The organism is Streptomyces sp. NBC_00887 (assembly GCF_045207585.1).
The window spans coordinates 6639524-6652649 of sequence record NZ_CP108788.1 but is presented as its reverse complement, the minus strand read 5'-3'; the positions used below and the strand labels follow the sequence as shown (position 1 = coordinate 6652649).

Genomic DNA, 13126 nt, shown 5'->3' with positions numbered 1-13126 from the left:
GCAGCTGCCGCTGCGGGCACGGGAGGGACACCAGCACATGCACACTGCACAGACAGTCACATCCGGAGATCCGAGACTCAGCTGGAGCACCACCGGAGCCGGCACCGCACCCCGACTCCAGCACCGCCGCGACGGCATCCTGCCGGCCGTGGCCGCAGCGCTGTCCGTACGCGGAGAGACACTGACCTGCACGGCCGGCAAAGGGGACCAGCCACCCGTGCTCCACCCACTCGTGCAGGACTTCCTCGACACCCTCACCAGCGGCCAGCGCGAGCGCTTCACCGGACGCTGCCCCGAAGCGATACTGCTGTCCCGGCAACTCACCGCCGCCGACGGCGGCCGCTCCAAGCGCGCCCAGCGCAAACCCCTGACCAACGGCGAAGCCCGCCGCGTACTCAAACACGCCCGCCTCACAGCCCGCCACATCCGCGAGGACGGCGACCCGCTGCACGGCAGCTACGCACCGCCCTGCCGCTCCTGCACGGAGATGCTCGCCCACTTCGGCGTACGCCCCGTCGACCTCACCGCAGCCGGTGCAGCGAGCACCGCCGAGAAGGGCTGACCGCGCACACATGCACGACCGAACCGAAGTCCCCGCCCAACAGGACCGCGGCTCCACCACCCGGTTCCCCGTCGCCGTCGACGCCGCACTGCGCGAGGCCGGATGGCAGCCCGGACGCTGGGACATCCGCCAGGCCGAGGAATGGGCCGACGCCCTGCGCTCCCACGCCTCACCCGCCGGGCACCAGCACGCCGTCTTCCCCGCCGCGGTCGAGGCATGGGCCGAATTCGGCGGACTGCGCATCACCGCCTCCGCACCCGGCCGGCAGATCGCACCCGCCGCCGTACGCATCGACCCCCTGAGCGGACTGCACCTGGCACGGACACTCAACGACCTGGGACGCGCACTGGGCACCGAGGTCGCCCCGCTCGGCGAGGAGGGCGACGGACAGGCGGTCCTCGCGATCGACAACGAGGGACGCGTCTACTCCATCGACCACACCGGGGACTGGTACCTCGGATCCGACATCGACGGAGCCCTGGCGACACTCGTCCGCGGAGTGCAGCCGGAACGGCTCACCTCGGGCTGAACGGCCCGGCCCGCTCCGGCGGCGCCGCCCTCACGCCGCGGACGGCCCGGACGTGTCCGGCAGCACCGCGGAGACCCGGAAGCCACCCGCGTCCGTCGGACCCGAGACGAAGACACCGCCCAGCCCCAGCACCCGCTCACGCATCCCGACCAGACCGTTGCCACCGCTCGGCAGACCCGCATCCGCCGTGGCACCGTCCGTCGGACCGTTCTCCACCTGCATCGCGACCTCCGCACCACGATGCGCCAGCCGCACCCAGGTCTTCGCACCCGCCGCGTGCTTGTGCACGTTCGTCAGGGCCTCCTGCACCACCCGGTACGCCGTCTGCTCGACCTCGGGCGCGTACGGGCGCAGCTCACCGTCCACCGACAGCTCCACCGTCATACCGGCCTCACGGGACTGCGCGATGAGCACCTCCACCTCCCGCAGCCGCGGCCCGTCCTCCACGGCCGCGGCGGCTGCCGCGGCAGCGGCCCGCCCCACCGACGCGAGCGGCACCCGCCCCTCCGGCGGGGCGATCAGCGCGTCCCCCGTGCGCAGGACCCCGAGCATCTCCCGGAGCTCCGTCAGCGCCTGCCGCCCCATGTCACCCACCAGCGCCGCGTTGCGCACGGCCTTCGCCGGATCCTTCGGAGCGACCGCCTGGAGCGCCGCCGCGTGCACCACCATCAGACTGACCCGGTGCGCGACGACGTCGTGCATCTCACGGGCGATCCTCGTCCGCTCCTCGGTACGCGCCCACTCGGCCCGCTCCTCGGCCCGGTCCGCAAGGAGCGACAGCTCCCGCTCCAGCGAGTCTGCCCGCTCCCGCAGACTCTCCATGAGCCGCCGCCTGGCCCCGATGTACAGACCGAACAACACCGCCGGCGCCGTCATCCCCAACGACATGAAGAGCGACAGCAACGGCACGTACCAGACGCCCGGCCCGAAGTCGGCGTGATCGCTGACGCTCTGCCGAAGCCGCACGTACGTGACGATGAACGTGCCGACGAGCGTCATCCCCGTGAGGACGACGGTGATCCTGCGCGGTACGTCGGAGGCGGCCAGCGTGTACAGGCCGACCAGCCCCATCAAGAAACCCATCTCGGCGGGCGTCGTCGCGATCGACACCAGCACCACCGCGATCGGCCAGCGCCTGCGCACCACCAGCACGGACCCCGCCAGCAGCCCGAACAGCACCCCGATCGGCACCGGCATCCCGGTGTCCCCGGCGAACGCCACCCCCTCCAGCGCACACTCCAGCGCCGAGACCAGCGCCAGTCCTACGTCCAGGGCGACACTGCGCCGCCGTTCCCACCACCAGTAGCTGCGGGTGGTCGAGCCCGCCGCTCCCAGGTCTGCCCCCGTTGCGGTCATGGCATCCAGACTACGGGCGGACGCATCCCATTTTCGGGGGACTCCGTCAGCACACGGAGCCATCGGCCGGGCGGCGAACGGTGCGCAGATCCCACGATCCGGTGAACCGATCGTCCTCACGGGCCGGACGTCCGCATTCCGGACGATCGTTTCCTTATGACACATGCCAGCGGCAAGTACGGGAACTTCGAGGAGCTCAGGGCGCAGGCGGTGGCGCTGCGGCGGGAGGGCCTCAGCGTCCGGCAGATCAGGGACCGGCTGAAGGTCTTCAACAACGACATCCTTCATCGCCTCCTGCAGGGCGAGCCCGCCCCGGAGTGGACGAAGCGCCCGAACGCCAAGGACGACCTGCGGGAGAAAGCTCGGGAGCTGCGGCTCCAGGGCATGACCTACGACCAGATCCAGGTCGAGCTCGGATGCTCGAAGAGTTCGATCTCCCTCTGGGTGCGGGACCTTCCGAAGCCGGAACCGCGCTATACGGAGGAGGAGCGGCTCGCGCGCATGAATGCCGGACTGGCCGCCCTGCGCACCACCCAGGACGCAGAGAGGCGGGAGACCAAGCGTCTCGCGCGAGAGGCAGTGGGCCACCTATCGGACCGCGACCTCTTCCTCGCGGGTGTCGCCCTCTATTGGGCCGAAGGCGCGAAGGACAAGGCGTACAGCCGCCGCGAAAGCCTGCTCTTCATCAATAGCGACCCAGGCGTGATCACGGTGTACTTGAGCTGGCTCAAGCTTCTTGGCGTTACAGGGAAGCGCATGCACTTCCGAGTCCACATCCATGAGTCGGCAGACATCGCCGGGGCTGAACAGTTCTGGGCCGACCTGGCTGGCGTACCAGTGGCCGAACTCAAGAAGACGACCCTCAAGAAGCACAACCCCACCACTACGCGGAAGAACACAGGCGATACCTACCGAGGATGCCTGGCCATCTACGTCACCAAGAGCGCCGAGCTCTATCGTCGCGTAGAAGGGGCCTGGTACGGCATAGTGTTGGGTGTCAGCTAACTCGGCCACCAGACACAATGTCCGGTTTAGCTTGCTATATTCCCCCATGGTGTAATCAGGCAGCACTGCAAGTTTTGGTCTTGTATGTCCAGGTTCAAATCCTGGTGGGGGAGCACACACTCCCGGGCCCCGACCTCACCGGTCGGGGCCCGCGCTCGTTTCGTGCGGAAACACCCCCGGTATCCTGCGGGTGTCCACCACCCGAAGCCGAAGGGCACATCCGTGAGCGCCAACAGCCCGGCAGCCGTCGTCGTCCTCGCAGCGGGTGAGGGCACCCGCATGAAGTCGAAGACACCCAAGGTCCTGCACGAGATCTCCGGGCGCTCGCTCGTCGGACATGTCGTCGCCGCGTCCCGTGAGCTCGACCCCCAGCACCTCGTCGTGGTCGTCGGCCATGCGAGCGAGCAGGTCACCGCGCATCTCACCGCCGGGGACACCCCCGTGCGCACCGCCTACCAGGCTGAGCAGAACGGCACCGGGCACGCCGTGCGGATGGCGCTCGAGGAGCTCGGCGGCACCGTCGACGGCACCGTGATCGTCGTCTGCGGCGACACCCCGCTGCTGTCCGGCGAGACGCTCTCCGCGCTCGCCGGTACGCATGCCGCCGACTCCAACGCCGTCACCGTGCTGACCGCCGAGGTCCCGGACTCCACCGGCTACGGCCGGATCGTCCGTGACGCGGTCACCGGAGCGGTCATCGAGATCGTCGAGCACAAGGACGCCACCGAGGACCAGCGGGCGATCCGGGAGATCAACTCCGGCGTCTTCGCGTTCGACGGGCGGCTGCTCAGCGACGCGCTCGGCAAGGTCCGCACCGACAACAGTCAGGGCGAGGAGTACCTCACCGACGTCCTGTCGATCCTGCGCGCGGCAGGTCACCGGGTGGGCGCCTCGGTCACGGGTGACCACAGGGAGATCCTCGGCATCAACAACCGGCTCCAGCTGGCCGAGGCCCGGCGGCTGCTCAACGAGCGGCTCCTGGAGCGCGCCATGCTGGCGGGCGTGACGGTCGTGGAGCCGGCGTCGACCCTGATCGACGCGACGGTCACGTACGAGCGTGACGCGATCGTGCACCCGGGAACCCAGTTGCTGGGCACGACGCACCTCGCGGAGGACGCCGAGGTCGGCCCCAACTCCCGGCTGACGGACACCGTCGTCCACGCGGGCGCCCGCGTGGACAACTCGGTCGCGCAGGGGGCCGAGGTGGGCCCCGGGGCGACGGTCGGCCCGTTCGCGTATCTGCGGCCGGGCACCAGGATGGGCGCGAAGTCCAAGGCCGGTACGTACGTGGAGATGAAGAACGCCACGATCGGCGAGGGCACCAAGGTGCCGCACCTGAGCTACGTCGGTGACGCGACGATCGGCGACCACACCAACATCGGTGCGGCGAGCGTCTTCGTGAACTACGACGGTGTGGCCAAGCACCACACGACGATCGGGTCACACTGCCGGACCGGGTCCGACAATATGTTTGTGGCGCCTGTCACGGTCGGGGACGGCGTCTACACCGCGGCCGGTTCGGTCATCACCAAGGACGTGCCGGCAGGTTCGCTGGCCGTCGCACGGGGCCAGCAGCGGAATATCGAGGGCTGGGTGGCCCGGAAGCGTCCCGGCAGTGCCGCGGCGCAGGCAGCTCAGGCCGCCACCCAGGAGGCCGACAGCGAAAGCTGACCGGAAACAGGTGCGCCTGACTCGGCGTACCGTGATAGATGCTCACCCATTTCGGCTGGCTCGTTGCACATCGGGACACATGCGTGCGTGCCAGAAACACGTCTGAGGAGACTGTGCTGTGACCGGGATCAAGACGACCGGCGAGAAGAAACTGATGTTCTTCTCCGGCCGCGCCCACCCCGAGCTGGCCGAGGAGGTCGCACACCAGTTGGGTGTCGGCCTCGTGCCGACGAAGGCCTTCGATTTCGCCAACGGTGAGATCTACGTACGTTTCCAGGAGTCCGCCCGCGGTGCCGACTGCTTCCTGATCCAGAGCCACACGGCTCCGATCAACAAGTGGATCATGGAGCAGCTCATCATGCTGGACGCGCTGAAGCGCGCGTCGGCCCGTTCGATCACGGTGATCGTGCCGTTCTACGGCTACGCCCGCCAGGACAAGAAGCACCGTGGCCGCGAGCCGATCTCGGCCCGCCTGGTCGCGGACCTGATGAAGACGGCGGGTGCGGACCGCATCCTCACCGTCGATCTGCACACGGACCAGATCCAGGGCTTCTTCGACGGCCCGGTCGACCACCTCTTCGCGCTGCCGATCCTGGCGGACTACGTGGGTGCGAAGGTCGACCGTTCGAAGCTGACGATCGTCTCCCCGGACGCCGGCCGGGTGCGTGTCGCCGACCGCTGGTGCGACCGTCTGGACGCCCCGCTGGCGATCGTGCACAAGCGCCGTGACAAGGACGTCCCGAACCAGGTCAGCGTCCACGAGGTCGTGGGCAACGTCGAGGGCCGGGTCTGTGTCCTGGTCGACGACATGATCGACACGGGTGGCACCATCTGCGCGGCCGCGGACGCCCTGTTCGCGCACGGTGCGGAGGACGTCATAGTGACGGCGACGCACGGTGTGCTCTCGGGCCCCGCCGCGGACCGTCTGAAGAACTCCAAGGTCAGCGAGTTCGTCTTCACGGACTCCCTGCCGACCCCGGGTGAGCTGGAGATCGACAAGATCACGGTCCTCTCGATCGCTCCGACCATCGCGCGTGCGGTGCGCGAGGTGTTCGAGGACGGTTCGGTCACGAGCCTCTTCGAGGAGCAGGGCGACTGACGCCTTCGGACCACCTACGGGTGATCCACTTTGGGATGCGGCCTCCCCGCCGGGTAGACTCACGGAGTTGCTCGGCGAGGGAGGCCGTTCTCATGCGTTCTCATGGGAGCCGCCGGTCCGTTATCGACGCGCTCTTCGTAGCAGGCCTGTCGTGGGCCGGGTGACCATCCGACTTTTTCGTCACCTTACGAGGAGTGCATCATGGCCGAGATCAAGCTCGCCGCCGAGGCCCGTACCGAGTTCGGCAAGGGCGCTGCCCGCCGTACCCGTCGTGCCAACCTGGTCCCCGCGGTCGTCTACGGCCACGGTGCGGACCCCGTCCACATCACGCTGCCGGGCCACGAGCTGCAGCTCGCGCTCCGCACCGCGAACGTCCTGATCGGTCTCGAGATCGACGGCAAGAACGCCCTGGTCATCCCGAAGGCTGTCCAGCGCAACGCCATCAAGGGCAACATCGAGCACGTCGACCTCCTCACCGTGAAGCGCGGCGAGAAGGTCGAGGTCGAGATCGCGGTGCACGTCGAGGGCGAGCTGGCCCCGGGCGGCAACCTTCTCGAGTACGTGCAGAACACCCTGCTCGTCGAGGCCGAGGCCACGCACATCCCCGAGTCGGTCACGGTCTCCATCGCGGGCCTCGACGCCGGTGACTCGATCCTCGCCAAGGACATCCCGCTGCCCAAGGGTTCCGTGCTGGCCGGTGACGAGGACGCCGTCGTGCTCCAGGTCGTCGCCGCGCAGGCCGAGGAGCCGGCTGCCGAGTCCGCCACCGAGGCGACCACCGAGGCCTGAGCCTCACCGCACCTGCTTGACTGACGGGGTGGCGGTTCCCTTCCGGGGGATCCGCCGCCCCGTTTCCCTGTATCCCACTCGTCCGTACGCGAGGAGACCCAGCGCGATGTCCGACGCCACCGACCCCTGGCTGATCGTGGGCCTCGGCAACCCCGGCCCCGAGTACGCGGCGAACCGGCACAATGTCGGGTTCATGGTCGCCGATCTGCTGGCCGAGCGCGTCGGCGGGAAGTTCAAGCGGGCGCAGAAGGCCCAGGCGCAGGTCCTGGAGGGCCGGATCGGCCCGCCCGGTCCTGCGAGCCGTCGTGTGGTCCTGGCGAAGCCGATGTCGTACATGAACCTCTCGGGCGGTCCTGTGACGGCGCTGCGCGATTTCTACAAGGTGCCCACGGACCACGTCGTGGCGATTCATGACGAGCTGGACATCGATTACGGGATGCTGCGGCTGAAGCTGGGCGGCGGTGACAACGGGCACAACGGGCTGAAGTCGATGACGAAGTCGATGGGCCCGGAGTATCACCGGGTGCGGTTCGGGATCGGCCGGCCGCCGGGGCGTATGCAGGTCGCGGACTTCGTGCTGAAGGATTTCTCGTCCACGGAGCGCAAGGAGCTCGGCTATCTCGTGGACCGGGCGGCGGACTCGGTGGAGTCGTTGCTGGCGGACGGGCTCGAGCGGGCGCAGTCCACGTACAACTCCTGACATTCCCCCTGGTTCCACGGGCATTTTCGGCCACAGGTTGACCGAGGGCATCGCTCTGCCCAAAGATCGGCCCCCATGAAGCGGAGTTCCTCCCACCGGCTGTTGGCCCACGGCCGTATGTTCGCCGCGGGCTGCCTCGTCCTGCTGGTGCTCGTCGCGGGCGCGTGGACGTCGTGGGACACCGCGCACCACATCGTCCTGGCCAAGGGCCGTGAACACGGCACGATGTCGGTCACCGGCTGCGGCGAGGACGTGTGCACGGGGTCGTTCGCACCGGACGCGGAGTCCGGGAAGCGTCCCGGCGTGACGATCGAGCGGTCCGTCGCGGTGAAGAAGGGGGACCGTTTCCCCGTCGTGGTGAAGCCCGGCACCGGTGAGGTCGTACGCACCGGAACGCCGGGCTTTCTGCATGCGTGGGTGCCGCTGGGCGGTGCACTGGTGCTGGCCGCCCTGGTGATCGGCGGCGGTATGCGGCTGACCCGGACCGCGTGGGGCACCGGGATCGCGGGTGCGGTCCTGCTGGTGGCGACGTTCATCGCCCTCTAGACAGGGCCGCACCCGCTCGTACGGGACTCAGCCGGTGTTGCGCAGGCCCGCGGCGACACCGTTGACGGTGAGCAGCAGGGCCCTGGCGAGCAGCGGGTCCGCTTCCTCGCCGCGCTCGGCCGCCTTGCGCTGGCGGGCGAGGAGCGATACCTGCAGGTAGGAGATCGGGTCCAGGTAGGCGTCGCGGATGGCGAAGGTCTGCTGGAGCACCGGGCTGGTGCCGAGCAGTTCCTTGCCGCCGGTGACCTTGAGGACTTCCTGGACGGTGAGCTCGTGCTCGGCCCGGATGTCGTCGAAGACGTGCTTGAGCTCGTCGGGCACGAGGGTGTCGACGTAGTGCTGGGCGATGCGCAGGTCGGTCTTGGCGAGGGTCATCTCGACGTTGGAGATGAAGTTCTGGAAGAAGTGCCACTGTCCGTGCATTTCTTCCAGCACGGTGCCGAGGCCGGCCTCGCGCAGTGCCTTGAGGCCGGAGCCGACGCCGAACCAGCCGGGGACGATCTGGCGGGACTGGGTCCAGCCGAAGACCCACGGGATGGCGCGCAGGCCGTCGAGCGAGACGCCCGAGCCGGGGCGGCGGGAGGGCCGCGAGCCCAGGTGCAGGTCGGCGAGCTGGTCCACCGGGGTGGAGGCGAGGAAGTACGTCGGCAGGTCGGGGTCCTCGACCAGCTTGCGGTACGCGGCGTGGGCGGCGTCCGAGACGGTGTCCATGGCCGCGTCCCAGCGGGCCAGGGCCTCGTCGGACTGGCGGGGTGCGGTGTGCAGCGCGGAGGCCTGGAGGGTGGCCGCGACGGTCAGTTCCAGGTTCTCGCGGGCGAGCGCCGGGATGAGGTACTTGTCGGAGATGACCTCGCCCTGCTCGGTCACCTTGATCTCGCCCTCCAGCGTGCCCCACGGCTGCGCGAGGATCGCGTCGTGCGAGGGGCCGCCGCCGCGGCCGACGGTGCCGCCGCGGCCGTGGAAGAGACGCAGCCGTACGCCGTAGCGGTGGGCGACGTCACGGAGCCGGCGCTGGGCGCGGTGGATCTCCCACTGGGAGGTGGTGATGCCGCCGAACTTGGAGGAGTCGGAGTACCCGAGCATGACCTCCTGCACGTCGCCGCGGAGGGAGACGAGGAGGCGGTAGGAGGGGTCGGCGAGCATCTCGTCGAGGATGACGTCGGCGGCCTTGAGCTCGTCGGTGGTCTCCAGGAGCGGCACGATGCCGATCTTGGCCCAGCCGCCGTGCAGGTCGAGGAGGCCGGCCTCGCGGGCGAGGACGGCGGCGGCGAAGACGTCGTCGGCGCCCTGGCACATCGAGATGATGTAGGACTCGATGACCTCGGGGCCGAAGCGCTCGAAGGCTTCCTTGATGGTGTGGAAGACGCCGAGGGTCTTCTCGCCCGCGGCGTCCAGCGGGGCCGGGGACGGGGCGAGCGGGCGACGGGAGCGGAGCTCCTTGGCGAGGAGCTTCTGCCGGTAGTCGCGCGGCATGTCGGCGTAGCGCCAGGACTCCTCGCCGAGGCGGTCGAAGAGCTGGCCGAGCGCGTGGTGGTGGGCGTCGGCGTGCTCGCGTACGTCCATCGTGGCGAGCTGCAGACCGAACGCGGAGAGCGTGCGGATCGTGCGGTCCATCCGGCCGTCGGCGACGATGCCGCCCCTGTGCTCGCGCAGCGAGGTCTGGATGAGGGCCAGGTCGGTGATCAGCTCGGCGGTGCCGAGGTAGTCGCAGCCGGGGCGGTGCGGGGTGCCGGAGGCGAGGCGCTCGCGGGTGTTGACGAGCTTCTGCCGGATGCAGGTGGCCTTGAGCCGGTAGGGCTCCTCGGCGTTCAGCCGCTTGTAGCGGGGGCTGATCTCGGGCAGGCGCTCCAGGTCGGTCTGGAGGGAGGTGAGGAGCTCGTCGGTGGCTCCGGTGTAGCGGATGGAGTTGGAGAGGAGTCCGCGCAGCTGGTCGACGAGTTCGAGGGCGTCGGTGATGCCGTGCTCGTGCTGGAGGATCAGCACCTCCCAAGTGACGGCGGGCGTCACGTTGGGGTTGCCGTCGCGGTCGCCGCCGATCCAGGTGCCGAAGGTGAGGGGGCGGGTGCCGGCGGGCAGTTCGACGCCGACGCGCTCCAGCTCGGCGGCCAGGTCCTCCAGGACGTCGCCCACGGCGTTGGCGTGGAGCTCGTCGAGGTAGTAGATGGCGTTGCGGGCCTCGTCGGCGGGTTCCGGGCGGACGACGCGCAGTTCGTCGGTCTGCCAGATGAGGTCGATGTTCTCGGCGAGCCGGATGTCCTGGCGGCGCCGGTCGGCCTCGATGACCGGGGTCTCCAGGAGTGCGGCGATGCGGCGGAGCTTGTTCAGTACGGAGCGGCGTGCGGCTTCGGTGGGGTGCGCGGTGAAGACGGGCCGTACGTTGAGGTTCTTGACGGTCTCGCGCAGGTGTTCGGGGTCCGCGTCCTTGAGCCGGTCGGCGGTGCGGGCGAGGAGCCCGCCCTCGGCGGCCCGGCGGTCGCGCATCTCGTGGGCGCGGTGGACCTGCTCGGTGACGTTGGCGAGGTGGAAGTACGTGGAGAAGGCGCGCACGAGCTGCGCGGCGGTCTCCAGGTCCGTGTCGCCGAGGAGCTGGGCCGCCGCTTCGCCGTCGGTGCGGGTCAGGGCGCGGACGCGTTCGACGAGGTCGAGGAGGTCCTGGCCCTCCTGTCGTACGAGGGTCTCGCCCAGCAGGTCACCGAGGCGGCGGATGTCGGCCCGGAGTTCAGGGCTGGCGGCAGGGGTCTGGTCGGCACTGCTCACAGTGTGCGGCTCCTTGCAGTGGTTGAGCACTTCTGTCACAGGGGGTCCGGGGCTGTCGCGGTGTTCACGTCACCCCCGGGAAAGCAGAGTGCGGACCGCGCTGTCCGACCCACCCAGGATAGGTGTCCGGGGGATCGGCGTGCTCGTTGCCCTGGGAGGCGTCCTGGATCCGGGGTATGTGAAGGGTGTGGGCCCCGTCCCTCCGGGCTGTCCACCCGGTGGTCCCGAGGGACGGGGCGGTGCCGCTCTCGTGTTGCGGGCCTCTTCACTGCCATACTTACGTTGCCGTAGGTTACGGATGCGTAGCCCACCCATTCCGCCATAATTACTCACCTCACGGGGGACTCCCCATGCCCACCAGCCCCGACGTGATCAACGACGGCCTGCCGCCGGCGGCCGGAGGCTCCGCGCCCCCGCCCGCCACGCTCGGCGGCGACAAGAAGCGTTCGGTCGAGCAGATCGCACTGCTGCTGTTCATCGTGGTGCCCTTCGCGGCCCTGGTCGCCGCCGTGCCGCTGGCCTGGGGCCGCGGAGTCAGCTGGCTCGACCTGGGTCTGCTGATCGGGATGTACTACCTCGGCTGCCACGGCGTCACGATCGGCTTCCACCGCTACTTCACCCACGGTTCGTTCAAGGCGAAGCGTCCGCTCCGTATCGCCCTGGCCGTCGCGGGTTCGATGGCGGTGGAGGGTCCGGTGGTGCGCTGGGTGGCCGACCACCGCAAGCACCACCGCTTCTCCGACGCCGAGGGCGACCCGCATTCGCCGTGGCGGTTCGGAGAGACCCTTCCGGCTCTGATGAAGGGCCTGTGGTGGGCCCACATCGGCTGGATGTTCAACGAGGAGCAGACGCCGCAGCACAAGTACGCCCCCGACCTGGTCAGGGACCCCGCCATCCGTGCCGTCTCGCGTCACTTCCTCACCTTCACGATCATTTCGCTGGCGATCCCGCCGCTGGTCGGCGGCCTGGTGACGATGTCGTGGTGGGGTGCGTTCACCGGGTTCTTCTGGGGTTCGCTGGTCCGGGTCGCGCTGCTGCACCACGTGACCTGGTCGATCAACTCGATCTGCCACGCGGTGGGCAAGCGGCCCTTCAAGTCCCGTGACAGGTCCGGGAACGTGTGGTGGCTGGCGGTGCTGTCGTGCGGTGAGTCGTGGCACAACCTGCACCATGCGGACCCGACGAGCGCTCGGCACGGGGTGATGCGGGGCCAGATCGATTCGAGCGCCCGGCTGATCCGCTGGTTCGAGAAGCTGGGCTGGGCGTACGACGTGCGGTGGCCCGATGCTTCACGTATCGACTCCCGGCGCAGGACCGTGGACGCCGACCCGGCATGATTGACGACGTGGCGACCGACGGAAGCACCAGCGGCGAGAAGAGCAGGCCTGCCCCCACCCGCCGGACCCGGCGGGTCCGGATGACCGGCAAGGAGCGCCGCGAACAGCTTCTGGACATCGGGCGCACCCTTTTCGCCGACAAGGGCTTCGAGGGCACCTCCGTCGAGGAGATCGCGGCGCGTGCCGGGGTCTCCAAACCGGTGGTCTACGAGCACTTCGGCGGCAAGGAGGGCCTGTACGCCGTCGTGGTGGACCGCGAGATGCGCCAGCTGCTGGATCTGGTCACCGGCGCTCTCACGGCGGGTCACCCGCGTGAGCTGCTGGAGCAGGCGGCGTTCGCGCTGCTCGACTACATCGAGACGTACACGGACGGCTTCCGGATCCTCGTCCGCGACTCCCCGGTCGCGCAGTCCACGGGCACGTTCGCGTCGCTGATCAGTGATATCGCCACGCAGGTCGAGGACATCCTGGGCCTGGAGTTCAAGGCCCGGGGCTTCGACCCGAAGCTGGCCCCGCTGTACGCGCAGGCGCTGGTCGGCATGGTGGCGCTGACCGGCCAGTGGTGGCTGGACGTCCGTAAGCCGAAGAAGGCGGAGGTCGCGGCCCATCTGGTGAATCTGGCGTGGCACGGGCTGGAGAACCTGGAGTCGAAGCCGCGGCTGATCGGCCACCGCAAGAGCTGATCGGCCCCGCCGTCGAGTGATCACCCGTTGTGATGACGCCTGCGGATTCCCGGCCGTAGTGTGGTCGGCAGGGCACAGAATCCCGTCCATGG

The 13126-nt window shown here is 69.3% G+C and carries 12 protein-coding genes; 10 read left to right on the top strand and 2 right to left on the bottom strand.

Annotation, left to right across the window (positions count from 1 at the left end):
* The first annotated feature begins 37 nt into the window (after positions 1-37).
* On the top strand, positions 38-562 hold the full coding sequence (locus OG844_RS30470; protein WP_406394595.1) for a YwqJ-related putative deaminase: 525 nt from the start codon (positions 38-40) through the stop codon (positions 560-562).
* Between the two features lie 10 nt (positions 563-572).
* Positions 573-1091 carry an SUKH-3 domain-containing protein gene (locus OG844_RS30465; protein WP_406394594.1) on the top strand — a complete coding sequence of 173 codons (519 nt, stop codon included), beginning with the start codon at positions 573-575 and terminating at the stop codon, positions 1089-1091.
* Between the two features lie 30 nt (positions 1092-1121).
* On the opposite strand, the gene OG844_RS30460 is transcribed toward OG844_RS30465, so the two are convergent.
* Positions 1122-2447 (bottom strand): sensor histidine kinase, encoded by a 1326-nt coding sequence (locus tag OG844_RS30460; protein ID WP_406394592.1) that lies wholly within the window; start codon positions 2445-2447, stop codon positions 1122-1124.
* Positions 2448-2603: 156 nt separating this feature from the next.
* Between OG844_RS30460 and OG844_RS30455 the strand changes: the two genes are divergently transcribed.
* The 6 genes from OG844_RS30455 (at position 2604) to OG844_RS30430 (ending at position 8257) form a co-directional block, all read left to right on the top strand.
* Complete coding sequence (locus OG844_RS30455; RefSeq protein ID WP_406394591.1) at positions 2604-3452, top strand: hypothetical protein; 849 nt, start codon at positions 2604-2606, stop codon at positions 3450-3452.
* A gap of 222 nt (positions 3453-3674) precedes the next feature.
* Entirely contained in the window at positions 3675-5123 is a 1449-nt protein-coding gene (glmU, locus tag OG844_RS30450) for a bifunctional UDP-N-acetylglucosamine diphosphorylase/glucosamine-1-phosphate N-acetyltransferase GlmU (RefSeq protein WP_406394589.1), read from the top strand.
* 118 nt (positions 5124-5241) lie between these two features.
* Positions 5242-6222, top strand: a complete 981-nt coding sequence (locus OG844_RS30445; RefSeq protein WP_329210211.1) for a ribose-phosphate diphosphokinase — start codon at positions 5242-5244, stop codon at positions 6220-6222.
* 201 nt (positions 6223-6423) lie between these two features.
* Positions 6424-7011, top strand: a complete 588-nt coding sequence (locus tag OG844_RS30440) for a 50S ribosomal protein L25/general stress protein Ctc (protein ID WP_406394587.1) — start codon at positions 6424-6426, stop codon at positions 7009-7011.
* 106 nt (positions 7012-7117) lie between these two features.
* Complete coding sequence (gene pth / locus OG844_RS30435; protein WP_384609147.1) at positions 7118-7711, top strand: aminoacyl-tRNA hydrolase; 594 nt, start codon at positions 7118-7120, stop codon at positions 7709-7711.
* Between the two features lie 75 nt (positions 7712-7786).
* Positions 7787-8257, top strand: a complete 471-nt coding sequence (locus OG844_RS30430; protein ID WP_406394585.1) for a hypothetical protein — start codon at positions 7787-7789, stop codon at positions 8255-8257.
* 27 nt (positions 8258-8284) lie between these two features.
* Here OG844_RS30430 and ppc read toward each other — a convergent pair whose 3' ends face one another.
* The gene (ppc, locus tag OG844_RS30425) at positions 8285-11014 is read right to left on the bottom strand and encodes a phosphoenolpyruvate carboxylase (protein WP_406394583.1); all 2730 of its coding nucleotides are present in this window, start codon (positions 11012-11014) and stop codon (positions 8285-8287) included.
* A gap of 350 nt (positions 11015-11364) precedes the next feature.
* Between ppc and OG844_RS30420 the strand changes: the two genes are divergently transcribed.
* Both OG844_RS30420 and OG844_RS30415 read left to right on the top strand, forming a co-directional pair.
* Positions 11365-12351 carry an acyl-CoA desaturase gene (locus tag OG844_RS30420; protein ID WP_406394582.1) on the top strand — a complete coding sequence of 329 codons (987 nt, stop codon included), beginning with the start codon at positions 11365-11367 and terminating at the stop codon, positions 12349-12351.
* Positions 12348-13034 carry a TetR/AcrR family transcriptional regulator gene (locus tag OG844_RS30415; RefSeq protein ID WP_329210201.1) on the top strand — a complete coding sequence of 229 codons (687 nt, stop codon included), beginning with the start codon at positions 12348-12350 and terminating at the stop codon, positions 13032-13034. Before OG844_RS30420 ends, OG844_RS30415 begins: the two co-directional genes overlap by 4 nt.
* Positions 13035-13126: the final 92 nt, after the last annotated feature.